Below are 21676 nucleotides of genomic sequence, written 5' to 3' on the forward strand. Positions count from 1 at the left end.
GCATTTATACTATCAATAACTCGGGTCGCAGACGCGGCGATCTAGGGGTATTTACTCCTTTCAGCACCTGTTGTTGGTAACCCGGCATCATTCCTCACTGGACCTTCGCGGTCGGAGAGCCTTCGGACACGTCCAGGCTTTCCGAGCTAAAGCGATGCGCGTGTTTAATGGTTTCGAAGTCACTGATTGCAGCTTGGAGAGCTTCATGCGAGGGCGCTCGACGGCGAGGCTCTTTGGAACATGTAGGTTCCGGCCGTAGTCTCAAAATGCGGCTTAATGCCAAAACGTAGACATTATGTCTGCTGCTTCAAGGCAGCTCTCGCGGGCGACAGCATGCGAGTTAGGCTTTCGAGCCATGAATCCGAAAATTACGATGTGCCGCAATCGGCGCACATTGGGCAAACCCAGCCGTTGGCTGGGATTGGAGATGCGAGTGAGATCACTCACATTTTTAATTGCGGGTAAGGAAGAAAGCGCTCTGCCCTCTCTCCCCCGCAACAGCAAAAAAGCGGTTTCCCCGTCCTTCCTCACTGTGTTCATGCAGGATCGACGCGAAGCGCCAGGGCGTTCTAACGTCGACCTATCGGCGGGTGATCCCCCTCCGTTTTTTGCTATTGCCCCTCTCTCTCACGGTCCTCGCCGGACGGGCAGGAGGGCAGGTGGACCTGCCCTCTGCTCCCGACTGGAAAAGGATGGGAAAGGTGCCGATTGAAGGAGAGGTTTCATGAAAGAAGTCCTGAAAATCGTCAGGGAACATACGCTGAAAGAATTGATCGCAAAGCATTATGGCTGCTTGAAGCTTGGTGGAGAGATCGCAAGCCGGTGGAAGATCGTTGCCGAAGATGGAACGATTTTGACGCCTGAAGATCACGACGAGCTGGACCGCGCACTGAGTGCGGAAAGTGAGGCGCGTCAGTATCTGATGGACTACCAGCCGAAAGATGAGGCCGAACTTTTTGAGAAAGGCTTTTACATGTCGGCGTTCCTGCTTGCTCAACCGACCTTGGAGATTGAGCAGTTGGCAAAACAGCGTACCTAAAAATAAAGCCCGCGATCAGCGGGCTTTTCTCAGTTCAGTAGTTGAGATTGAACCAGTGCCGGTTTGACTGCCCCTCACTGTTCTTTATGTCGAAATAGTACGGGTCTTGTTTGAACGGCCGCTGGATGATTTCGCCGGTCTTGCAGATTGCGTCACTGCCCCTGCCGCTGCAGATATCGGGCTTTTTGCACCAGCCAGGTTTGCCTTTGCCATTGCCGTCCATGGGCGTGTAGATCTCGTAGCCAGTTGGGCAATCCTCATAAGGTTCATGACCAGGCGCGTCCGTTCCGGCCTGCGGGCACGTTGGCCAGCTGAAGCCGGGAACCTTCATGGCTGCAATCAACCGCGTCATGGGTGGAACGCAAGACGGCACGCCTTGCCAGGATGGCGCGGAAGACGCTGCGCACAAGAGGACATGGCAGCCCCACGGCGCGTCTTGCGCCGGGGCGGTGTTTGGCAGGCTCATCGTCAGGGCGGCAAGCAAGGCGAGCTTCTTCATTCCCATGTTCCTCATGTGATTATCGATCTGTCCGGACGGGTTTGTTTCGGGCATCTGCGAAGGGTGGCGAGATCTCGCTCTGACGCGTTGCAAGAAGATTGAAGTCAGCGATCGGCTGGCGCTCGTTGGTGCGATCGACGGCTCTGCGACGCCATTCGTTCATGTCGAGAACGTAGGTGGCCCACATGCCGTACAGAGCTGCCATAGCGCTCGTCTGGTAGCCGAGATATGCAGCGTGGCGCGGGTAGGGCGTGGCAACACGCGCCCAGCCGACACGCAGCATTTCGAGCGCGAGATCGCGGCCGGCAACGCTGCAAAAAGCTTCCGGCGTTCCGTCTGCGCCGACCGTCACGACTTTGCAGTCCACGGATGCCGCTCCCATCGTCCGCTTTAGCCATGCCTTTGCCAGTGGCCCGCATGGGACAGGATTAGGAGCTTTGACGGCTTTCCGGTCTTTCCAATCCGGATCAAGCGCCCATTGTGGCAGTTCACATGCATCGATGTCGGCCAGGCGCACCTTTTGCGCTGTCTGCGGAAACCAGAGAGTGCGGCCGTCGATAACCGATGCTCGGCCGGAGACGCCGGATAGTGGAGCGGCCTCATAGGCGGCGGGTGGCAACGGCGCGGATGATCTGACGAGATCGGCTGCGCTGACAGATGTCGTTGCTGCGCACAAAGCGATGATGGCGGCACGTTTCATCATTTCGATGCGTCCTTGCTCTGGGCCTTGGCCCGCGATGAAAGAAGAATGGAGGGATGCTGGACGTCACTGAATTGCCAGAGGCCAGCCTTGCGCGACCGCGCTTCCTGCTCTGCGACGGCATAAGCCGGAAACACTGGCATGCCGTTTTGATCGAGCGACGCGAAGGCAAAGCCCTGGCTGACGATGATGGTCGCGAGATCGAGGCGCTGATTGCCAACGGTCGCATAGCAGACAACATAAGTCAGATTGGGCGTTTCGGCCGTCGGCGCGCAAACCGGTTTCGTGTCTTTGATGAAGGCAGCGAGGACTGCGAGCGAAGCGTCGCCACAGTCCTGCTTCTGACCGCCATTGTCGGTGTAGGACGTTCCGCGAATGCAGGATTGAATGCCGTAGATGCGATAGCGCTTGGCTCCATCCGTCCATGTGTCGCCCGTCTCAAGGGTGATACTGGGGGCGAGATCGAAATAACCGGGAGGCGCCGCATGTGCGGCCTGCGTGGCGATCGACCCGGCAAGAAGCGCGGTCGTGACAAGTTTCATGGTCATTCTCCGAACTGCAGGATCTTGTTGGTGTTCGACATGTCGGTGATCTGCTTTTGCGTTTGCGCCTGAAGCGAAGACACCGCGCCGTTCATGACACCAACCAGCTCGTTGATTGTGAGGCCCGACTGCACCTGAAGCTGCGTGTTCTGGTCGATCGATCCCTTGATGTCCTGCGCCTGTCCGATGTTTTGACCGGCTGCTTCAAAGGCGCTCTTGCGCTGCGTGACCGCCTGCTGCGATCCATTGATGAGAGCCGAAACGGACAGCACGGTATTGACCATCTGCTCGTAGGACTTGTCGCCGGAGAAGCCACTGTTCGACTTTCCGGACAGGCTTTTGACGAGCTTCAGGCCATTGATGAAGGTCGATGCAAGTTTCGAGATATCGCCGCTCAGGCCACCGAAATTTGGAACGCCGCCCGACATGATGCTGTCGACCGACGGCATCGACGACACGCTGAAGCCATTGCCAACAGCAAGGTTCTGCATCTGGCCGGCTTCGCTGCCTCGGTTGCCGGTGAGCGCCTTCAGCGTCTCATCGACGGTTGTCAGGATTTCCTTGTTGGTGCCAAGGATCTTATCGGTGGTTTCGGCCGTCTCCTTGGCAATCTGATAGTTCTTCTGATCGATAACAGGCACGCCTTGGGCATGGACTGTCTCAGCTCCAATGAGCGAAACAACGGCAAAAGAAAGGGCGCATTTGGTTCGTCTGAGCATGTGCTGTCTCCTCATTGGGGATTGAGATCGAGGTTGATCTCGTTGGCGTTTTCTCGTTTTGCGACACAGGCTTTCTGCTCGTCGTTCCATTCGAGGTTCTGCTCTGGATCGCAATTGCCGGATGGATCGGCGGGTTGTTCAGGCTTGGCCGGGATTGCGGTCGATTGAGACGCGCCGGAGGTGCTGCTCAGATTGACGGCGTTGCGGCTATTCAGGAGTTCGGAGAGGCTGTTTCCAAGCTCGATGACTTTGTTGATCATTTGCAGGTTGGCGTTGCGCGCACCTGAATTCAGATCCCAACTATCCTGAATGGTACCGGTCTCGGTTTGGCCGAGCTGCTGGAACCATGAACCGACATCTGACGAGCTTTCGGAAACGCCTTGCGTGGTTGCCATGGCATTGATCGTTGCTTGACGCATGCCGGTGAAGCTCTCGCCGCTCCCGCCGTAGTTCAGGGGGATTTGATTGCCGCCGAGTGCAGGAACCCACTTTTGGGTGATGTTGTAGACATACCCCTGGGTTTCTTTGAACGGTGGGATTCCGCCATACTTATTCACATTGCCAGGGCCAGCATTGTAGGCGGCAAGCGCTTTATTGACGTCACCGCCGTAAGTCCTGAGTTGCTGGCGGAGATAACGCGCTCCTCCACGAAGGTTTTCTTCGATGTTATGCGGATTGACGCCGAGACCCTCTGCCGTGCGAGGCATGAGCTGCGCAAGGCCGATTGCGCCCGCATGCGACTTCGCGCAGGGATTAAATCGGCTTTCCTGATAGACCAGGCCCATGAACAGCGTTTCGTCGACGCCTTCCTCTCGCGCCACGCGCTTGATGAGGCCTGCAATCTCCGGATTGGCCTGAGCTGCCGCATTTGGGTCGCTACCCTTCGCCGGCCGGTACACCGAGCAGGTCACGCTCTTGTTCTGAACAAAACGGTTCTTGTCGGTCTCTTCGACCTTGCTGGTCAGGCTGTCGCGTGTTTGCCGCTCACCAGCGATCTTGTCGTCTTCGACCGGAACATCGGCATGTGCGATGGAGGCGAACAGCACGCCTGAAAGCAAGACTGTGAGAGGCCGTGTTTGGTGAGCATTCATGCGCCACCCTCCCAACCGCAGAAAATCGGAAGCCAGTCCTTCGGATCGTCGCCGTGTTCAGCACGGAGCGACGTGCATTCATCGACCGACGACTTTGTACCCGACAACACTTTGATGAGGTCCGGCATCGCGCCGAGATCGAGACGCGCAACAACGGAATCCGTGCCGTGCTTGATGAGGAAGGCGCGCTTTTCCGGCGTGGTGTTCTTGATGAAATCGAACTCTTTGCGGGTCAGGCTGAAGCGCTCGATGTAACTTAGTTCGTCTGCATTCGGGTTGGGGAAGTGAATGTGGGTTGGCGACTGTTCGATGAGCGTATGGGCGTCCTTCGCCTTCGCGATATCGGCTGCAGACTGTGTACCGAAACCAACAATGCCGTTTTTCTTTCGGATAGTTTTCATCTGGTCGACGATGAAGCCGCTGAACGTCTCGTCCTGCAGAAGCTGCCAGCCCTCATCCATGAAGATCATCACGGGATCGCCGGTCAAAAGCTCTTCGAGGCGGTGGTAGATATACATGAGCGCTGGCGCACGAATGTCGGGCAGAGACAGGATGTTCGTCATGTCAAAGCCCATGACGCGGGCGCGATCGAGGTCGAGCGTGTCGTTCTGGGCATTGAAGAGCCACGCCTTGTCGCCATCGATCCAGGGCCGCAGGCGGGCAGAGAGATCGTTGACGCCCGCTCTCGTCTGGCCGATCAACAGGCCCGAAAGATTGCGCAGATGCCGCTGCTCACGCGGCTCTTTCATCAAGCGAAGCAGAGCGCTTTCGAGCCGGTCTGTGTCTTCCTGGGTGAAGGGCGCGGCCTTGCTCTCCAGCATGACCTTGAACAGCCGGGACAAGTACTCCCGGTTTTTGGCCGTGTTCTCGATCTGCAGGGGATTGAAGCCAGTCGGTGCACCAGGTTCAAGGATCTCGTATGTGCCAGACATGGCGCGGACGAAGATCTCCGCACCACGGTCTTTGTCAAAGAACACTGCTCGTGGCGCTGGCGAGACACGAAACGCCTGTGCCAGCAGGAAAGTGAGCGCCACGGTTTTACCGGAGCCGCTAGGACCGGTTACCAGAAAGTGGCCCACGCCGCGCTCGTTGTGGAAATTGAACGTGTATGGGGTCTGCGATGCTGTCTCGAGGATCGTGATCGGCACGTTCCAATGCAGGCCGTCGCGACGGCCACTGGCAAAATTGTGCAGCGACGACAGGCCCGAAAAATTGCTGCTCGATAGCATCGCTTCGCGGGCAATATAGGAGTTGTTGCCCGGAAGCTGCGCCCAGAACGATGCTTCGAGATTGAGGTCTTCGCGCACCCACGGCATATTCATATCCGTGAGGCAGCTTCCAAGCTCGGAGACAACGGTTTTGAGCTTGTCATGATCTCGGGACAGGCACAGCAGCGAGAAATGATGGATGCCGAAAACCGCCTCCTGGCTCATGAGCTGCGCAAGCGCATCGTTGATATCCGTTTCAACGCTGGTGCCGCGTTCGTCCGAAGCGCTGATTTGCCGCTGCAAACGTGTGATACGCTCCTGCGCAATAGGCTTGTCAGACAGCGTGAATGATTGGGTGAGAATGAATTCGTGCGGCATCTGCAGCAGCCCATCGAGCATGCCGGGACCGGTCATGCCGGGATATTCCTTGATAGAGATCATTTCACCGAAACGGGTGTCTTGCCCTGCATCGGTCTGCATGGTGCGCGGGCCGAAGTGCAGCCGCGACATGCCGACGTAGTCTTTGATCGCCATGCGGGGCAGAGGCATCTGACGCTGAACACCACATGACAGGATCGACTGGAAAAATTCGCATGGCTCGGAAAAAGGCCGGTCGTCTCGCACAGCAATTCCAAGCGGGCGCGATCCGTATTTTTTGAGCTGCGATACAACATTGGTGATCAGCTGTTCGAAGTCGCTGATCTCCTCGCGATCGTCCTGCTCACGAACCTCGGCGCTCTGAACCTTGTTGAGGGCTTTGCGAAGGTGGTCGGAAATGCTGAGCGCGCCACGAAGTCCGGATTTAACGATCGTCAGATAGATGTCGTTCTGGAACATTCGCTTGCGGTCGAGCTGCTGCATGTAACGCTGGTCGAGAACCTTGCAAAAGTCGTCAGCAAACTCGCCCTCTATGTCGGGCTGTATTTGCCGACGAATGATTGTCGACCAGACGGAATAGCGGCTGGAACCAAGCGATCGAAGAACGGTGTTTCGCAACACAGTTTCCTGGTTCAGTCGGGATTGATCTTCAGTCTGGAAAAACAGGCCGTTCAGCTTGATGACACTGGCGAGAGCGCCGTTGTCGAGCCGGACCACGGTTTCAGAAACGTGGCGGCTGTAGGGAATATGAACCGACATTGGGCGCTCGTTGTGAGCGGTTTTTCCAAACCCCAATTCGTCCCGAATGAACTTGTGCAGCATATCAAGGTCCGTAAGAGTTTGCGCCCCAGAAGCTTTTGTTGCGTGTGCGTGGAGTTTTTCTCGTCGTGACCTGGAAGACCTCAAGAATCTTCGCGTCCCACGTACAGAGCGAAAACAGGAAGACATAGGCGGCCGGTGCGATCAGGAATGACCAGAAGGAATTGGTCGCCAGCCAGCCAATCATGGTGAGACCAATCACCAGAACGACGGCCATGTACGGCACTCCCCAAAGTGTTGGGGAACGCGTCAGACCGATGACTAGCGGCGTCATGTGGGGCTTATCGTCGGTGTATTGCGCCATGGCTCATTTCACACCGGCAACGAGCTGATCAACGATCGTGGGAGCGCCGAAGACAAGACCCATACCCAGGATGACAGCTCCGGCCGTGATCCACGACAGACGGCCTGCAAAGGCCATGAGGCCGAGCGCCATCACGGCAATGATGGCCGCAAGGCGACCGAACGAGCCGTTGATGAAATCAACGATCATCTGCATCGAGGATTGGAGCGGCGCAAAGGCCGACTGTGCGAACGCTGCCTCGGCACCTACCAACTGAGCGGCGACAATAAGCCCACTTATAACGAAGGCTTTGCGGTACTTCGCCTTGGGAAACTGGATGTTCATTTCATTCTCTCCTGTGATCAAAAATGCATGATGCCGGCGACGAACTTTCCGTTTTTCTGAACGGGAATGACGCCGTGCGATCCGCTTGCCTCGGGTGAGGGCAGCGGGGATTTCCGGGTTGAGTTGGCTTTCTTGGCGGGGAGCGTGACGCCAAGCTGATAGTTCGTGACCTTGGCGACGTATTCGATGGTCTCGGGAAACGGCGGTATTCCGCCGTGTTCGTAGATGCGGCCCTCACCACTGTTGTAGGCAGCGACAGCGAGAAGTGGGTTGGTGAATTCATCGAGAAGGAAGCGCAGGTACTTCACGCCACCTTCGATGTTCTGAGCAGGATCGCAGATATCGGCGACGTTGAACCTTACGGCAGTCGCGGGAATGAGCTGCATTGCGCCCCGTGCGCCGGCCGGTGAATTTCGCACTTGATCAAATCGGCTCTCAGTCCACGCAACAGCGACCGCAAGCTCCTCATCAACACCGAATTTGACGGCGGTCGCACGCACAAGCTTTTCGATCTGGTCGGGCGATAACGGAGACGCCCCGCATTCTCCTGGGATGTCCACACTGCGGGCAGTAACCGTTGGAGGTTTAGGCAACACCTTATAAGGACGCTTTACTTGGCTATCATTTACATCTTTTTTATTTGTCGCGACCGCTACCGCTTCTCCTTGAGATACGTCATCGCCCTCCGAAAGCAGGACATCGACAAAAGCATTGCCACCACCGCCCCACCTTTGCTCGAAGCCATAGGCCGTTGTCGCCGAAAAATCCGATATAGACGACGCTTTTTCATGTGCATTTCCATGCGTTTGCAGGCTTTCAACAGCCTTCGCCGCCTTGACGGCGAAGAAACAAAAGGCGCTCACAAGAAGCGAAACGAGCACCACATTCTCATTTTTCATTTTCGCCCCATTTGGCCGAGTACTGTTGACCTAGCTGTTGTCTTCAACCGACATACCCGCTAGGTTATCCTCACAAAATGTATCATATTATGGTTTCTGATATATGCTTTTAGATTTCCTGAAAAGACCCAATTTTGTTTGGGGCAGGAGGAAGGGGACGAAATGAAGGGATTGATCACAGCGGCAGGGACGGCGCTCTGCTTGTTGGCTGGAGCAGCCTCGGCAGCTCCCGTCATCGATAAAGACTATGTGCGCTCATTGGCGGCACCCGGAAAAACCGTGCTTGTTATCGAGTATTACAATGGCAAGGGAGAGGTAGCGGAACGCAAAGGCTTTTCATCGGCCAATGGCTACCGGGCGTTGTCTGGCATGGACATCCAGGTCAGCGACAAGATCACCGTACACCTTTACGGTGTCCAGCCCTGCGACGGATCGCTTGTAAATCGGGCTGAAGGCTTTTCCGGCACCTGTGCAGATTTTGCAAAAGAGCAACTGCAGATCATGGTTCAATCGCCAAAGGTTCTGTTTTGCCGCGCTTTCATTACCGAAATTGACGCGCCGAAACAGAACGTGACGTGCTGGGGCTACTACTATTACCCCAATGCGATGGACTCGGTGGACATGCTCGAGGAGCAACTCGTCTCTCTTGGCGCCGTAAAAATCGCGCGAAAGAAGGACGGATCACCGGAGCGCCCCGACCTGCTGGAAGCCGAGCGGATTGGCAAGAACGGTTCCTATGGAATGTGGGCCGACCCACGGATCAACACGCCATGAACAAAGCCGTCCTCCTGTTCATCGCAATCGCCGTTTCTGGATGTGGAACGATCAAGGAGAAAAGCGCGCCCTGCAAGCGGCCCGCCAATCTCACCTCATACGCCTCCAACAACGATCCTCGTCACGACTGCGGTCCGATGGCGCGAGTTAACACAGACCAAAGCGCGCTGGACGCGATTTTCGCCATTACGGAAGGCGCGACCTAACGTTTCGCGTGGGGGCCTATGAATAACTTCGTCACTGACTTGCTGATGCGCATAGACCAGATCGGACAGGGCTTTTCCGCCCGCGCTTACGGGATCGTGGGCGACGAGATCATGCCCGTCCTGAAAGTCGCCTTCGTTCTCTACGTTGCGCTCTACGGCGTTCAGCTCATCATGGGCACTGCAAAGATTTCGGTTGGCGAATTTATCAGCCGGACCGTTCGGCTCGTTCTCATCCTGACGCTCATCCAGAATTGGGACGTGTTCAACACATTGTTCTATCAGTGGCTGAGCAACACGCCGGAAAATGTCGGTCGCGCCATTCTTGCGGCATCCAGCACCGGCATAACCGAACCGACCAACGGCTTATCAATGATCGTCGATACAGCATTCAAAGCGGGCGCGGCGCTCGCTCGGCAATCCGGGTATCTCACCATTCTCCCTTCTGTACTCGGCGGCATCATCATGTTGCTGGCCTGTATCGTTGTCGCAATTGCGCTCGGCATTCTTATTCTGGCGAAGGTGGCGATGTGGCTCCTCATAGGAACAGCACCCATTTTCATTGGCTGCATGCTGTTTTCTCAATCTCGCGCCCTTGGAACGAGCTGGTTTGGTCAAGTTCTGCACTACGCGATTATCCCGCTGTTCGTTTATGTGGTTGTCGCATTCCTCATTGCGGCGCTTAACCCTGAACTGTCGAAGATCGAAGTCGCGATTGCATCGAGCGTCCTGAGCACAACGCATGTGGCATCATTCGTTCTGCTCTGCATCGCAGGAATGTTTATGCTCTCAAGTATATCGACAATCGCGCAAGCGATTACCGGCTCTTTCGGTGCGCATATCTCCCAAACCGCTAGCGCAAGCGTACGAAGGCCGGTCGCGGCCGCCGCTGGATGGGCTGCGTCTCGCGTCTTCGGCAGTAACAAAGGCAACAGCGACAGCTCTCCCTCGTCCCCCTCGGGCGGCAGCATCGCAAACCGAAGCAATACCGAAGCGGCCATGCAGGAGAAAATTAGCTCCTTCAGTCGGCCCTCCTAACTCCCCATTTTCTGAAAGGTTACCCAATGTCTCAGAGCACGGACTCTACCCTTGCCAGCTATTTCAAAGATGGTGCCGTTTGGGAGGCTGATGTCATTCGCAAGGAACGGCGGTCCAAGAGACTAGCTTGGGCCATTGCCATCGTCAGCATTATCATCTGCCTGATCTCCTTGTTGTCTTTGGCAAGTCTGGTGCCGCTGAAGTCCTTCGAACCGTATCTGGTGATGGTCGACAAAAACACCGGTTACATCGAGGTAAAATCCGGCCTCGACGCGAATATCGACAAACTAAGCGTAACTGAACGGCAGGCCGTCACCCAGGCGAATGTCGTTCGCTTTATGCGTATGCGGGAGGGTTACGACCCAATGAGCCTGCAGGAAAATTTCGGGATCGCCGCTCTGCTCTCTACTGGCGATGCGGCCCGCGATCTGCAGGAACTCTACAGCGCCACCAATCCCAAAAACCCGACAAAGGTTCTCGGCAAATCCAAACATGTCCGCGTTGATGTGAAGTCCGTCACCTTCCTGAACGACAGCACTGCATCTGTCCGGTTTTCGACCGAAGAAAAGAGCGATACCGAAACCACGGTTCGCCATTTCGTCGGCGTCGTCCGTTTCCGCTACACCTCTAAGCCGCAGGTCAACGAATGGATGTTCGAAAACCCGCTCGGCTTCCAGGTCTACAATTACCGTCGCGATCAGGAGACGGTAGGCAATGGGAGCAACGGCTGATGCGGCGTTTTCTGCTCTCAACGGCCCTCGTGCTGGCGTCCAGTTTCAGCGCATTGGCGCTCGAAACGCCGACCCCCGGCAAGCTCGATTCCCGCGTCACCTCTGTTGTTTATCAGCAGAACAATGTGGTCCGGATCGATGCCACCTACGGCATTTCCACCATGCTGATTTTCGATGAAGACGAGAAGTTCGAGACAATCTCGCTCGGCGATAGCGATAGCTGGCAGGTCGCCCCAACCGAGAAAGGCAACATCCTTTTCATCAAGCCAATTGCCCAGGATGTCGTGACCAACCTCAACATTGTCACGACAAAGCGGATCTACTTTCTGGAACTCCATGACTTTGCCCCCAACGCCAACAAGAAGATCTTTGGCGTGCGGTTCGTCTACCCGGAAAAGGATCTGAATGCGTCACTCAGGGCTGAGGCTGAAGCCCGCGCTGCGCATCCGAACGTTTCGGCGATCGACAAGGAAAACGTCAACATCGACTATTCGTTCTCGGGTGCTTCAGCGCTGAAACCGACTGTGATCTTCGATGACGGCAAAAAGACCTTCTTCAAGTTCAATGGTCGTACACCGGCAATCTTTGCGGTGAACTCGAACTTTTCCGAGACACTGCGCAACTTCCGCAAAGAGGGCGAATACATCGTCGTTGATGGCGTAGCCACGCAATACACGCTGCGCGACGGCGATCAGTGGACCTGCATTTTCAATCTCCGCAAACCCGACTTCGGCGCACCGGACCCAGACATCATGGCCCCGAAGCCTGAATTGCAGGCGCAAAAGCGATACAGGAGTGGCAATAAGTGACCGAGAACATTCATCTGAAGGCCATGAGCGGCGAGCATACTGCCCCTGTGGCCGACAAGCGCGCCAAGAAAAAGCAGCTTTTAGGCAGCGCCGCCTTTGTCCTGGTCGGCTTCGTTGCAATGGCGGCCGTGCTGTCGTCGGGAAACGACAAAAAGGTTGGAGCAGCGAACACCGCTGACGAGGAGTTTCAGTCGATGAACTTCAGGCCACCGTCCTTTGCCATGGGCAAGGAAACGGCTGAACCTGCACCAACAGAACCGGCGATCATTGAGCTTCCCGTTGCGGAGCCGGTTGAGGAAACGCCCGATACGACGACATTTCAGGTTCCTCCACCTCCGCCGCCACCCATTGCCGTTGTTGCAGCGCCTTCAGACGTGATTGCCGAACCAGAGGCGCCATATGTTTTCCCAGATCGTTTCAAGTCCAAGCTGATTGCTATCGATCAGGCGAGAGGCGGCGCATCTGGCGGCTTCGGGGATGGTGGATCATCCGCAGCTTCTGGAGCAGCCGTAGCGGGTGAAGATCAGAACAGCAAATATCTTGCTGCAGCCTCTGCTGCCGGCGATCGCTCGGCAAAGGCGACGAAGATCAATCGCATTGATGCCATGGTGCCGGAAGGGACATTGATCCCCGGCATTCTTGAGACGGCGATGGTAAGTGATCTGCCAGGACAGATCAGGGCCGTGACCTCGCAGGATGTTTATTCCTTCGATGGCCGACGCGTGCTCATCCCGACCGGAACGCGTCTCATTGGCGAATATCAGTCATCGATTATGCGCGGTCAGAAACGTATTTTCGTTGTCTGGACGCGCCTTATCCGTGATGACGGAATTGCTGTCAGGTTGAACTCCATCGGAACCGACAGCCTCGGCCGCTCCGGCCTCACGGGGATGGTCGACAACAAATGGCGTGAACGGTTTGGCTCCGCCATCATGCTGTCCATTGTCGGCGCGGGTGCAAGCTATGCGACCGGTTACGGCAGCAGCGGTGCCTCTAACGGCACATCAACCGATGCGCAGCGCGGTGAAGAACTGGCCCGCCAGACCATCGCGCAGACTTTCTCCGACATGGCGAATACCGCACTTGGCGAAAACCTGCGCATTCCGCCGACGATCAGCGTCAATCAGGGTGCGCGCATCTTCATTTTTGTGCGCCAGGATCTCGATTTCTCCGAGTTCTACGACGATCCCGTAACCGAAGCGATGAAGGAGATTAGCCGTGAACGTCGCATTCGATAAATCGGCCGTCACCACGGACGAACCATATTTCCTCAATCAGGCTCTTCTGCCCCTTAATGAGTTTCTGAGCGATCCCACTGTTGTTGAAATCTCGGTAAATGGACCTGGACGCGTGTTTGTTGAACGTCTTGGCGATGTTCACATGACTGAGCACAGTATCCTGGCACTGACCAAATCGGAAATTGAACTTCTCGCTTCCCAGGTCGCCGGAAGATCCAACCAGTTCATCAATAAGGCGAACCCAATCCTCAGCGCTTCCCTTCCAACAGGGGAGCGCATTCAGTTCGTGCTGGAACCGGTCGCCGTCGATGGCGGCGTTGTTTCGATCCGCAAGCAGGTCGTGAGCGACTACTCGCTCGAAGACTACCGCGACAATGGCGGCCTCGATCGCGTCGAGGTCATGACAGGCGGCATATCGGAAACCGATAGGCGGCTGATGGCCCGCCTGCGGGATGGACAAATTTTCGAGTTCTTGAAGGATGCCATTGAACACCGCGTCTCGATATTGATCAGCGGCGGCACGGCGTCCGGAAAGACAACCTTCTTGAATGCCTGCCTGAAAGCAGTTCATCCCGGCGAACGTATCATCACCCTCGAAGATACCCGCGAGTTGGCGCCGCCACAAAAAAATGTTGTGCACCTGGTTGCCTCCAAAGGATCTCAGGGAACGGCTGATGTCGATATGCTCAAGCTTCTTGAAGCATCATTGCGCATGCGTCCGGACCGACTTTTCGTCGGCGAAATTCGCGGCGCTGAAGCTTTCACGTTCCTCCGCGCCATCAATACCGGCCATCCCGGTTCCATGGCGACGATCCATGCTGACACGCCAAGTGGTGCCTACGAGCAGCTTTGTATGATGGTCATGCAGGCGGGACTTTCAGGCGGTTTCAGCAAAGCGGACCTGATGTCCTACATAAAATCGGTGATCCCCATCGTCGTGCAGCTCCGCAAGGTGGGTGGCAAGCGTGGGATTTCAGAGATAGCATTCTCGAAAGATATCGAATGAGCGTGAACTACCGGCTGTTCTATCTCGCATTCTGTTTCGTCATTGCATTTATGGTCTGGTCGCTGTCCTACGGAGCGTTGCTCGGGGTGATCTACAAAGACCCCCGCATCCTCAATCTGACGCTTGGCAGTCAACCGTTCGCGCCCGTCCTCCAGCTTTGGCATTTTGCGTCGAACGTCGTCCTGCAGCGTGTTGCACTGTTTTCCCTGTTTCCAGCAATCGTGATCGCAGCCATTGTTGCCTATGTCGGCCTGCGTCAAAGCTCGCAGCCTCTTGGACATGCAGCATTTCAGAGTGTCGCAGATTTGAGACGGGCAAAATGGTTCCGGAAAGACGGCCACATCTTCGGCCGTCATGGCAAAAACATCCTCCGGACAAAAGACGATCGTCATCACCTGGTCATTGGCCCGACACGCTCCGGTAAAGGTGCCGGTTACGTCATTCCGAACGCGCTGATGCATGTCGGATCGATGCTCGTCACCGATCTAAAAGGCGAGATCTACACCGCAACAGCCGCCTACCGTCGCAAGATGGGCAACCAGGTTTATCTCTTTTCTCCCGGCCAGGAGGAGACGCACCGTTGGAATCCGATGGATTTCATTCGCGGCGAACTCGGCAATCGCACCACCGACATCCAGAACATGGCCTCGATCCTCGTCCCCAAATCCTCGGCCGGCGACGGCGGTTTTTGGCAGTTGATGGCGCAGCGCGTTGCGGCCGGTTTGATCAGCTATGTTGAGGAAAGCGATTACTATGAGGGCCGCAGAAACCTCGGTGAAGTCAATTCGCTTCTCAATTCTGGCAAACCGCTTCAAATCCTGATGGCCCTCATCATGGAAAAAGAGCCATATCTCTCGAAGTTCACCAAAGAGAGTTTCAACGCCTATATTGCGCTGCCGGAAAAGACGGCCGGTTCAGCAATCACCGAACTGCAGAACGCACTGGCGCCATTCCAGAACGAGCGGATTGTTGCGGCGACCGAGACAACCGACATCGATCTGGCAATGATGAGCCGCAAGCCAATCTCTGTGTACCTGGCTCCCAACATCACAGACATTACCATCCTGCGCCCATTGCTCATGCTGTTCGTGCAGCAGCTCATGAACCTGCTGACGCTGGAGCACAATCCCAATGCAGTGCCGGTCTACTTCCTGCTCGATGAGTTCCGCCAGCTCAAGAAAATGGATGAGATCATGACCAAGCTGCCCTATGTGGCAGGTTACAACATCAAGCTCGCCTTCATCATCCAGGACATCAGCAACCTTGATGAGATCTATGGGGAGAAGTCGCGGCAATCGCTCCTCGGCAACTGCGGTTATCAGCTGATCCTCGGCGCCAACGATCAGACGACCGCGGAGTATGTTTCACGTGCTCTCGGGAAACAGACGATCCGCTACCAGTCGGAATCCCGCACCATTGAGTTGGTCGGCCTGCCACGACGGACCAAGGTCGAGCAGATCCGCGAACGTGATCTGATGATGCCGCAGGAAGTCCGCAAGATGGCCGCCAACAACTTCGTGCTGCTGATTGAGGGTCAAAGCCCGATATTCGGTGACAAGCTCCGCTTCTTCGAAACCGAGCCATTCCAGTCAGCTGAAGCATTTGCAAAAGAAAATCGTCCTGCGGTCGATAAGATCTCGATGCCCGTTCACAAACCGGTTCCGGCTCTCACAGAGGCCTACATCAAGAAAGGCGAAAAGGAAAAGGATGCTCCTGCAGAGGCGCAAACGTCAACGAACGCCACCGCGTCGCCCACTCCTTCCCAAGAGGAGCCGCAGGTCGATGGCGGGGTGAACATCGTAGCTTTGGCCACGGTGGAAACATCTGCCGAGATATCTGACGCGACCCCCGCGCCACCAAGCGATATTCCAGTCGCACCTTCTCTGCAGGATGAGCCACTCGTTGATGACGGCATGGTATTCACGGTTTTGAAGAGTGTCCCCGAAACACTGCCAGCCGTGGTCGAGGAACCTTCTCGCGAAGAGACGGTTGAACTCAAAGTCCTGGGAGCGAAGAAGAAATCTCTGGGACAGCAGGTCGATCTGTTCGCAGCAACATTGGACGAGGCCGAACGGCGTACGTCGGACCCGACGAAACAGAAATCATTGCAAGAAATCAGGCAGAAAGTTCTGCCTGAACTTTCCGAGACCGACTGAGCGGCTTGGTCAGGTTGCAAGGGAGGGAGGGGGAGGAAAGAATGTCCAAGGTAAAAGGCCCGCTTCGGCCGGACGAATATCCTGATCGTTTTATGGATTGCCAGGAAGCGCTGGCAGCGAAGTTTCATGATCTTCTGGACGGTGCCATCGAGGCAGGATGGAGTGAACACGAGGTTCTGGCTGCGGTCATTGAAATGGCCGACAATCGCGCCCTTGCCCATGATGCGAATAGCGAGCTGCAACAGCTCCTGGTATCGGTAAAGCGTTCTTCTTGACTCTCTAATTTAATGAGAACATTATAGGAACATAAGCCTAATAATGTGAGAGAACCAACGTGCCTGTTCGCGCGAACGCATCCACTTTCGCTGAGCTTCAAGAGGCCATCGACAACATCGAGGGCGGAAGACGACGTGCGCGCAAGGTGCTGCCCTTCGGCGTCCCCGCGATCGACAACCGCCTTCCATACGGGGGCCTCACCTATGGCGCCATCCACGAAATCGGGGGAGGCGGTAGCGATGCAGTATCGGGCGCTTCCTCGGCATTGTTCACAGCGGGCATTGCCGCCAGGACAACCGGAAAAGTTCTGTGGTGTCTGACACGGACAGATCTGTTCGTTCCAGGACTTGCCCAAGCTGGCCTCCATCCAGACCGGATCATTTTCGCGGAAGCTGACGACGAGATTGGAGTTTGCGAAGCGTTCGAGGAGGCTTTGCGCTTCGGTGGACTGGCGGCCGTGGTGGGAGAGATGGTGCGCTTGCCCATGGACATTTCGCGGCGCTTCCAACTGGCGGCGGAGAAAACGGGGAGTTTGGGTCTGGTCCTTAGACGTTGGCGCCGGCAGCAAGAGGCAACGGATTTCGGCAACCCGACTGCAGCGGCAACGCGGTGGCGCGTTAGCCCGCTTCCTTCCGAGCCTTTGCCCGTCGCTGGTGTCGGCCGGCCGCGCTGGATGCTGGAAATGATCAGGCAAAGGGCAGGGGAGTGTTTCGACGTTGAAGTAGCTGCTTGTGATGCAAAGGGTCGGATGGCTGAAGTTAGACATGATCGAGGTTTCGGAACCAGGCCATTTAAAAGAGCAATGGGCTGGTGATGAGACACAAACGCGGAATAGATCTCGCTGGGCCGAGCCGTGACGAGGTGGATTATATCGGCCCTCTGCCGGAAGCTCTTCACAAGACGTTCGACGATATCCGTGAGTGGCAAACTCTCGGCGCACACTGCGCCAAATGTGAGCGAGAAGGTTGGTTGCTTCGGTGGGAGCTTCAACAGAAATGGGGAGCGGGGACCTATATTGGCTCGCTTGCCGGACGGCTGAGGTGCCGAGCTTGCGGTAACAAGAAAGGGAACACTTGGATTTTGGGGCAGTTGCCGCGCTAGTGAACGAACTCTAACGATAGAGGGCACGATGTCCGTGAAACTTGAAGCTGCCTATCATGAAGCAGGTCACATCGTTTTGGCTTGGTTCTCGAAGTACCACACAATTGCCGGTGGGATAGATCTCACAAAAGGTAGCGGTCAAATCCCGGAAATTGCTGTGAGCAAAAGTAAGATGTCTGCAGCGAAGAAATTGCCGAGCAAGGACAGCGCATCAAACGACTACGACGTAGTTCGGGAAGCTGCGGTCATTTTCACGGCGGGCTACCAGGCCGAACTCGTTGCGGCCTCAATCAATCCATCTCTCGCACCGGATCGTGGTAGCGCGGCTCTCGACTACCAAGTTGTGGATGCGATTTTGATAAAGGCGGGCCTTCAGTGGGACACCAGGTTCGCAGAGGCCGCTGCTGAAGATTTGCTACGGCGGCACTGGGTATGGGTCGAAAAGATCGCTCAGCAAGCCTTCGAACACCGTCGGCTCAGTGTAGAAGATCTCATCGAGATATTCCCGTAGGCCTCTGTCCAACGCTGAGAGAATTCAATCGGCAGGTCGGCTGAAGATCGAAAGACCCTTCATAAACTTGATTTTTATCAGGAACAATGCGCTAACATTGGTGTTCGAGCAGCAAAGATCGAACCTAGGTCCTGTCCGTGTTGCGGAATTTTCAATCAATGCACATCCTCATCATCGAGCGTCAACCTCTTTTGACAGCCGCCACACGCGCGCGTTTAGAGAGCGCGGGCGCGACCATCGTCGGCCCCGTCAGAACACTGGCTGCGGCGCTTGAATGCTTGATCAGCGCTCGCCTCGACGCCGTGCTCATCGATATCACGGTGAAACAACTCGCGGCGATCGAACTGGCGCAGACGCTGACCGATCTCGATCTACCATTCTTATATGTCGGCAGTAACGCTGAAGCGGGCGGATACGCTCTCGTCGACAACACGGCTGAACTATCGAGAATCGGACTGGCACTGGCTCGGTTACCCACGCCTACAAAACACTAGCGGAACCGGCGAGCCATATCCGGTGTCCTCGGCCGGTTGCCCTTGGTGATGCCTAATTCTTGGAGAGCTATTCGGTGCATTATCTTAAACAGCTCGCGATCAATAGGACCGTCAAAGTCTAAGTCAGGCAAAGATCGGAGCGTTTCCTCAATGGTGTCTTCGACAAGTTTAATCTGCATAGCTTCATAGCTGGTGAAGCGTTTTGCCAAAGGAAGCAAAAGTGTCCGTAACGGGCAGGCTTCAGTATAGCTGGGTTTACCCATGGCGCACCCCTCCATAAAGCAGGCGTGAGCACATAGTAACTCGCAGTTGGCACCGCCTACGAATTCGGTTGATGCCAATAACAAAAGGTTAACACGCTGATGCTTGGAGTCGACCCCCTAAAAGCGACCGGTTATTTTAAGTCGCGCTTAAGTGACGCATTTAGGTGGGCGCGCCGCCCCCCTTTTGCTTTAGCTTCCTCGGTCGTCACCCTAGAGGGAGACAGTCGAGGAAGTAACAAGCTGCAGAATGAGGCACAGACTTGCGCAATCTTTTTTCGCAAACCGCGCTTTTCTATATGAGCATCCTGAGCGTCATTTAGCGGTCCACGACCGCTCGGAACGTGATCTCAACGAGCTGTTGGGGAAAGGCGAGGCGCGTAACCCCAATGATATTGCTCGCAAGCTGAGGGAGATCGGAACCGTAGACTTTTTTCCGGATTTCAGAGGCGGGGCCGAAGGCTGCATCGACGTCCAATACGTAAAGTGTTTCTTCAACCACGTCATCGAAGGTTGCGCCGAATTGTTGTAGGAGGACGCGGGCGTTCTCATAAGTTTGGCGAATTTGAGCTTCCATGGTGTCGAACGAAACTGGCTTTCCAGTGGCATCGATTTCGGCAGGTGCGACCAAATTCCCTTGGCTATCGTGGCTCAGCTGACCGGAAACATAGATCGTATCCTTAACCTTGACCGCTTGTGCGTAGCCAAATGCTTTTTCCCAGGCAACGCCGTGGTTTGCAGATTCAACGCGTGGTGTGTTTGCTTTGTTCGTCATCGTCGGTTCCTTCGAGAAATGTTTAGAACCCGAAACTGAACAAGTTCGACCTCACCGTAAATTGCAATAAATCTAATGAGTGTATTGCGCATTCCGCAATGCGTTGCTTTTAGAATTTTCACAACATAAGACGCGCTTATCGAAAGCATTAAGGGCATCCATGAACGACTACAAAGCACTCCAGACGTTCCTCATGGCTGCGGAGAAACGTAGCTTTGCGCAAGTAGCGCGAGAGCTCAGCATGACACCTGCTGCGGTCACCCGAACCATTGCGGCGCTAGAGGAAGACCTCGGAGTCCAACTGTTCGTCCGAACTACCCGCCAAGTCGCGCTAACAACTGACGGTGCTGTCTTTGCAGCACAGGTCCAGCCCGCATTTGATGCTCTGGAGAACGCGCGTCGAGAGCTGAAAAACGCCCATAAGGGTGATCAGGGCCGCCTGCGTATCAGCGCCCCCACCTGGTTGGGTAAAACGGTATTGCCGCCAATAATTACGGGCTTCAAGGAACTCTACCCTCTGATGTGCTTCGAGATCTCGCTGTCGGATGGATTGGTGAACATCGTTGACGATGATTACGACCTCGCGATCCGCATCTCCTCACAGCCATCCGATAAATTCACAATCTGGAGAAAGATCCGGGCGATCCCGCGAATTCTTGTTGCTGCTCCCGGCTCGAAATTCACTGAGATGAAGCATCCATGCGAGTTATCGCCTGACGAATGTCTCGCCTACAGCGGGGAAAGTCGGAGGGAGTCTTGGGTTTTATCAGAGGGTAACGCAACAGTTACTGTATCGGCAGGGAAGGCCTTCAGCGCCAATAGTGGCGAAGTACTGGCTGATATGGCGGCAGATGGGATGGGCGTTGCACTTCTGCCCGGTTTCAACATCGCGGAGCATATCCAAAGCGGCAGATTGGTTCATGTCCTGCAGGGATGGTCTCCGCCGATGCTTTGGTTGACGCTTTATTATCCACCCTATCAGTCTCTACCCCCTCGCATCGCATCTTTCTCGAAGTTTTTCGAGGAGCAGGTAACCGCACATATGGTGATGATCTCCTAAACACTCCGTAAAAGGCGGCATTGACCAGCGTCGCCAACTGTTGCGATGGTCGGCTTAGATGCCGTGTTTTCCAGTATGGATCTAGGGATTTTTCGAAGCCTGCAATCTGTTACATTCTCTAAATGAGCGGACTAATTATTACTCTAACAGCCTGGGCGTCTTTGGTTATCACAGCGTTTTTTATCTTCTGGCGTCCCAGGTGGTTTACAGGCGTTGTGAACGCCAATGCAACGAGTGTCGCATTGTTCGCAGTTACAGCAATGCTGTTCGTGATAGCCTATCCTGACAATCGCCGGGTCATCGCCATATGCGCTGTCCTTTTGGCAATTGCCTCTGAACTACTCGCTATTTTTACCTCTTCAAGACATGCTGAAATGAGGCGCGCGTCCGTAAAGGCGTTGAGCGCATTAATTGGCATCCTCATGGGGGCTATCGTCCTTCACGTCCTCTAATTCTGAATAAAACAATTTTTATTCTGGCAGGCGCTGTTTCGTCCGCCGTACGTTTAAAAGCGAACTCAAATTAATGACTATTGGACTGGCTGCAACTATCGTTCTCGGGCCGATCGGCGCTCCTCGCTTATGTATGTTATAACTGTCAAAGCTGGTTAGAGCTGCGACGCCGCTGGCCCGTTAGAAATGCGACACTGGCTCCGACAATCAGCCCCCGACCGGACCGGCTGGGCCGGGTTGCAAGGGTAGGGAGGGGGCGGGTGATGGAAC

The 21676-nt window shown here is 55.4% G+C and carries 25 protein-coding genes; 14 read left to right on the plus strand and 11 right to left on the minus strand.

The features are described 5' to 3' along the window. Nucleotides 1–724 precede the first annotated feature (724 nt). Nucleotides 725–1039, plus strand: coding sequence for a hypothetical protein (locus HWX89_RS13910; protein WP_138793953.1), 315 nt, complete (start codon nt 725–727; stop codon nt 1037–1039). A 34-nt stretch (nt 1040–1073) separates the two neighbouring features. Here HWX89_RS13910 and HWX89_RS13915 read toward each other — a convergent pair whose 3' ends face one another. From HWX89_RS13915 to HWX89_RS13955, 9 genes are read right to left on the minus strand one after another with little or no spacing between them, the layout of a single operon-like run. Then, nucleotides 1074–1538 carry a hypothetical protein gene (locus tag HWX89_RS13915; protein WP_246705168.1) on the minus strand — a complete coding sequence of 155 codons (465 nt, stop codon included), beginning with the start codon at nt 1536–1538 and terminating at the stop codon, nt 1074–1076. 19 nt (nt 1539–1557) lie between these two features. Beyond that, nucleotides 1558–2238: a thermonuclease family protein gene (locus HWX89_RS13920; RefSeq protein ID WP_138794062.1), complete on the minus strand. Its 681-nt coding sequence runs from the start codon at nt 2236–2238 to the stop codon at nt 1558–1560. Then, the gene (locus tag HWX89_RS13925) at nt 2238–2780 is read right to left on the minus strand and encodes a thermonuclease family protein (protein ID WP_138793951.1); all 543 of its coding nucleotides are present in this window, start codon (nt 2778–2780) and stop codon (nt 2238–2240) included. The genes HWX89_RS13920 and HWX89_RS13925 overlap by 1 nt, the downstream gene beginning before the upstream one ends. A gap of 2 nt (nt 2781–2782) precedes the next feature. Beyond that, the gene (locus tag HWX89_RS13930; protein ID WP_246705169.1) at nt 2783–3499 is read right to left on the minus strand and encodes a type IV secretion system protein; all 717 of its coding nucleotides are present in this window, start codon (nt 3497–3499) and stop codon (nt 2783–2785) included. An 11-nt stretch (nt 3500–3510) separates the two neighbouring features. Then, on the minus strand, nt 3511–4590 hold the full coding sequence (locus HWX89_RS13935; protein ID WP_138793949.1) for a lytic transglycosylase domain-containing protein: 1080 nt from the start codon (nt 4588–4590) through the stop codon (nt 3511–3513). Beyond that, entirely contained in the window at nt 4587–6995 is a 2409-nt protein-coding gene (locus HWX89_RS13940; protein WP_138794061.1) for a VirB4 family type IV secretion/conjugal transfer ATPase, read from the minus strand. Before HWX89_RS13940 ends, HWX89_RS13935 begins: the two co-directional genes overlap by 4 nt. Before the next feature lie 4 nt (nt 6996–6999). Beyond that, nucleotides 7000–7299: a VirB3 family type IV secretion system protein gene (locus HWX89_RS13945; protein ID WP_138793948.1), complete on the minus strand. Its 300-nt coding sequence runs from the start codon at nt 7297–7299 to the stop codon at nt 7000–7002. Between the two features lie 3 nt (nt 7300–7302). Further along, the gene (locus tag HWX89_RS13950) at nt 7303–7623 is read right to left on the minus strand and encodes a TrbC/VirB2 family type IV secretion system protein (protein ID WP_138793947.1); all 321 of its coding nucleotides are present in this window, start codon (nt 7621–7623) and stop codon (nt 7303–7305) included. A 17-nt stretch (nt 7624–7640) separates the two neighbouring features. After that, entirely contained in the window at nt 7641–8522 is an 882-nt protein-coding gene (locus tag HWX89_RS13955; protein ID WP_138793946.1) for a lytic transglycosylase domain-containing protein, read from the minus strand. Between the two features lie 162 nt (nt 8523–8684). Between HWX89_RS13955 and HWX89_RS13960 the strand changes: the two genes are divergently transcribed. The 12 genes from HWX89_RS13960 to HWX89_RS14015 all read left to right on the plus strand — a co-directional run bounded on the left by HWX89_RS13960 (nt 8685) and on the right by HWX89_RS14015 (nt 18859). After that, nucleotides 8685–9296: a hypothetical protein gene (locus HWX89_RS13960; RefSeq protein WP_138793945.1), complete on the plus strand. Its 612-nt coding sequence runs from the start codon at nt 8685–8687 to the stop codon at nt 9294–9296. Continuing rightward, entirely contained in the window at nt 9293–9502 is a 210-nt protein-coding gene (locus tag HWX89_RS13965; protein WP_138793944.1) for a hypothetical protein, read from the plus strand. The genes HWX89_RS13960 and HWX89_RS13965 overlap by 4 nt, the downstream gene beginning before the upstream one ends. An 18-nt stretch (nt 9503–9520) precedes the next feature. Further along, nucleotides 9521–10537, plus strand: coding sequence for a TrbL/VirB6 family protein (locus HWX89_RS13970; RefSeq protein WP_138793943.1), 1017 nt, complete (start codon nt 9521–9523; stop codon nt 10535–10537). 26 nt (nt 10538–10563) lie between these two features. Continuing rightward, nucleotides 10564–11268: a VirB8 family type IV secretion system protein gene (locus HWX89_RS13975; protein ID WP_138793942.1), complete on the plus strand. Its 705-nt coding sequence runs from the start codon at nt 10564–10566 to the stop codon at nt 11266–11268. Continuing rightward, nucleotides 11268–12077, plus strand: a complete 810-nt coding sequence (virB9, locus tag HWX89_RS13980; RefSeq protein ID WP_138793941.1) for a P-type conjugative transfer protein VirB9 — start codon at nt 11268–11270, stop codon at nt 12075–12077. The genes HWX89_RS13975 and virB9 overlap by 1 nt, the downstream gene beginning before the upstream one ends. A gap of 23 nt (nt 12078–12100) precedes the next feature. Continuing rightward, nucleotides 12101–13315, plus strand: coding sequence for a type IV secretion system protein VirB10 (virB10, locus tag HWX89_RS13985; protein ID WP_138794060.1), 1215 nt, complete (start codon nt 12101–12103; stop codon nt 13313–13315). Continuing rightward, entirely contained in the window at nt 13296–14321 is a 1026-nt protein-coding gene (virB11, locus tag HWX89_RS13990) for a P-type DNA transfer ATPase VirB11 (protein ID WP_138793940.1), read from the plus strand. The genes virB10 and virB11 overlap by 20 nt, the downstream gene beginning before the upstream one ends. Next, complete coding sequence (locus HWX89_RS13995) at nt 14318–16477, plus strand: type IV secretory system conjugative DNA transfer family protein (protein WP_138793939.1); 2160 nt, start codon at nt 14318–14320, stop codon at nt 16475–16477. The genes virB11 and HWX89_RS13995 overlap by 4 nt, the downstream gene beginning before the upstream one ends. 41 nt (nt 16478–16518) lie before the next feature. Next, complete coding sequence (locus HWX89_RS14000; protein WP_138793938.1) at nt 16519–16752, plus strand: hypothetical protein; 234 nt, start codon at nt 16519–16521, stop codon at nt 16750–16752. A gap of 59 nt (nt 16753–16811) precedes the next feature. After that, the gene (locus tag HWX89_RS14005) at nt 16812–17567 is read left to right on the plus strand and encodes an ImuA family protein (RefSeq protein ID WP_178340765.1); all 756 of its coding nucleotides are present in this window, start codon (nt 16812–16814) and stop codon (nt 17565–17567) included. 315 nt (nt 17568–17882) lie between these two features. Next, nucleotides 17883–18365, plus strand: a complete 483-nt coding sequence (locus tag HWX89_RS14010) for a hypothetical protein (RefSeq protein ID WP_138793937.1) — start codon at nt 17883–17885, stop codon at nt 18363–18365. 158 nt (nt 18366–18523) lie between these two features. After that, nucleotides 18524–18859, plus strand: coding sequence for a response regulator (locus tag HWX89_RS14015; RefSeq protein WP_138793936.1), 336 nt, complete (start codon nt 18524–18526; stop codon nt 18857–18859). On the opposite strand, the gene HWX89_RS14020 is transcribed toward HWX89_RS14015, so the two are convergent. Further along, nucleotides 18856–19122: a hypothetical protein gene (locus HWX89_RS14020; protein WP_138793935.1), complete on the minus strand. Its 267-nt coding sequence runs from the start codon at nt 19120–19122 to the stop codon at nt 18856–18858. The two genes, HWX89_RS14015 and HWX89_RS14020, sit on opposite strands and share 4 nt — an antisense overlap. Nucleotides 19123–19438: 316 nt before the next feature. Further along, nucleotides 19439–19894: a RidA family protein gene (locus HWX89_RS14025; RefSeq protein ID WP_138793934.1), complete on the minus strand. Its 456-nt coding sequence runs from the start codon at nt 19892–19894 to the stop codon at nt 19439–19441. 160 nt (nt 19895–20054) lie between these two features. Here HWX89_RS14025 and HWX89_RS14030 point away from each other — a divergent pair, with 160 nt between their 5' ends. Further along, nucleotides 20055–20954: a LysR family transcriptional regulator gene (locus tag HWX89_RS14030; protein WP_138793933.1), complete on the plus strand. Its 900-nt coding sequence runs from the start codon at nt 20055–20057 to the stop codon at nt 20952–20954. The last annotated feature ends 722 nt before the right edge of the window (nt 20955–21676 follow it).

This window comes from Rhizobium sp. RM (genome assembly GCF_013390595.1).
Taxonomy (GTDB): Bacteria; Pseudomonadota; Alphaproteobacteria; order Rhizobiales; family Rhizobiaceae; genus Agrobacterium.

Excerpts from the sequence above, each read along its gene's own strand:
- HWX89_RS13950 (WP_138793947.1), bottom strand. The coding sequence starts at position 7,623 with ATGAACATCCAGTTTCCCAAGGCGAAGTACCGCAAAGCCTTCGTTATA.
- HWX89_RS13920 (WP_138794062.1), bottom strand. The coding sequence starts at position 2,238 with ATGAAACGTGCCGCCATCATCGCTTTGTGCGCAGCAACGACATCTGTC.
- HWX89_RS14010 (WP_138793937.1), top strand. The coding sequence starts at position 17,883 with ATGTCCGTGAAACTTGAAGCTGCCTATCATGAAGCAGGTCACATCGTT.
- HWX89_RS14025 (WP_138793934.1), bottom strand. The coding sequence starts at position 19,894 with ATGACGAACAAAGCAAACACACCACGCGTTGAATCTGCAAACCACGGC.
- HWX89_RS13930 (WP_246705169.1), bottom strand. The coding sequence starts at position 3,499 with ATGCTCAGACGAACCAAATGCGCCCTTTCTTTTGCCGTTGTTTCGCTC.
- virB10 (WP_138794060.1), top strand. The coding sequence starts at position 12,101 with ATGAGCGGCGAGCATACTGCCCCTGTGGCCGACAAGCGCGCCAAGAAA.
- HWX89_RS14015 (WP_138793936.1), top strand. The coding sequence starts at position 18,524 with ATGCACATCCTCATCATCGAGCGTCAACCTCTTTTGACAGCCGCCACA.
- HWX89_RS13995 (WP_138793939.1), top strand. The coding sequence starts at position 14,318 with ATGAGCGTGAACTACCGGCTGTTCTATCTCGCATTCTGTTTCGTCATT.
- HWX89_RS13965 (WP_138793944.1), top strand. The coding sequence starts at position 9,293 with ATGAACAAAGCCGTCCTCCTGTTCATCGCAATCGCCGTTTCTGGATGT.
- HWX89_RS14030 (WP_138793933.1), top strand. The coding sequence starts at position 20,055 with ATGAACGACTACAAAGCACTCCAGACGTTCCTCATGGCTGCGGAGAAA.
- HWX89_RS13945 (WP_138793948.1), bottom strand. The coding sequence starts at position 7,299 with ATGGCGCAATACACCGACGATAAGCCCCACATGACGCCGCTAGTCATC.
- HWX89_RS14020 (WP_138793935.1), bottom strand. The coding sequence starts at position 19,122 with ATGGGTAAACCCAGCTATACTGAAGCCTGCCCGTTACGGACACTTTTG.
- virB9 (WP_138793941.1), top strand. The coding sequence starts at position 11,268 with ATGCGGCGTTTTCTGCTCTCAACGGCCCTCGTGCTGGCGTCCAGTTTC.
- HWX89_RS13960 (WP_138793945.1), top strand. The coding sequence starts at position 8,685 with ATGAAGGGATTGATCACAGCGGCAGGGACGGCGCTCTGCTTGTTGGCT.
- HWX89_RS13915 (WP_246705168.1), bottom strand. The coding sequence starts at position 1,538 with ATGAAGAAGCTCGCCTTGCTTGCCGCCCTGACGATGAGCCTGCCAAAC.
- HWX89_RS13935 (WP_138793949.1), bottom strand. The coding sequence starts at position 4,590 with ATGAATGCTCACCAAACACGGCCTCTCACAGTCTTGCTTTCAGGCGTG.
- HWX89_RS14000 (WP_138793938.1), top strand. The coding sequence starts at position 16,519 with ATGTCCAAGGTAAAAGGCCCGCTTCGGCCGGACGAATATCCTGATCGT.
- HWX89_RS13910 (WP_138793953.1), top strand. The coding sequence starts at position 725 with ATGAAAGAAGTCCTGAAAATCGTCAGGGAACATACGCTGAAAGAATTG.
- HWX89_RS13955 (WP_138793946.1), bottom strand. The coding sequence starts at position 8,522 with ATGAAAAATGAGAATGTGGTGCTCGTTTCGCTTCTTGTGAGCGCCTTT.
- HWX89_RS13925 (WP_138793951.1), bottom strand. The coding sequence starts at position 2,780 with ATGAAACTTGTCACGACCGCGCTTCTTGCCGGGTCGATCGCCACGCAG.
- HWX89_RS13975 (WP_138793942.1), top strand. The coding sequence starts at position 10,564 with ATGTCTCAGAGCACGGACTCTACCCTTGCCAGCTATTTCAAAGATGGT.
- HWX89_RS13970 (WP_138793943.1), top strand. The coding sequence starts at position 9,521 with ATGAATAACTTCGTCACTGACTTGCTGATGCGCATAGACCAGATCGGA.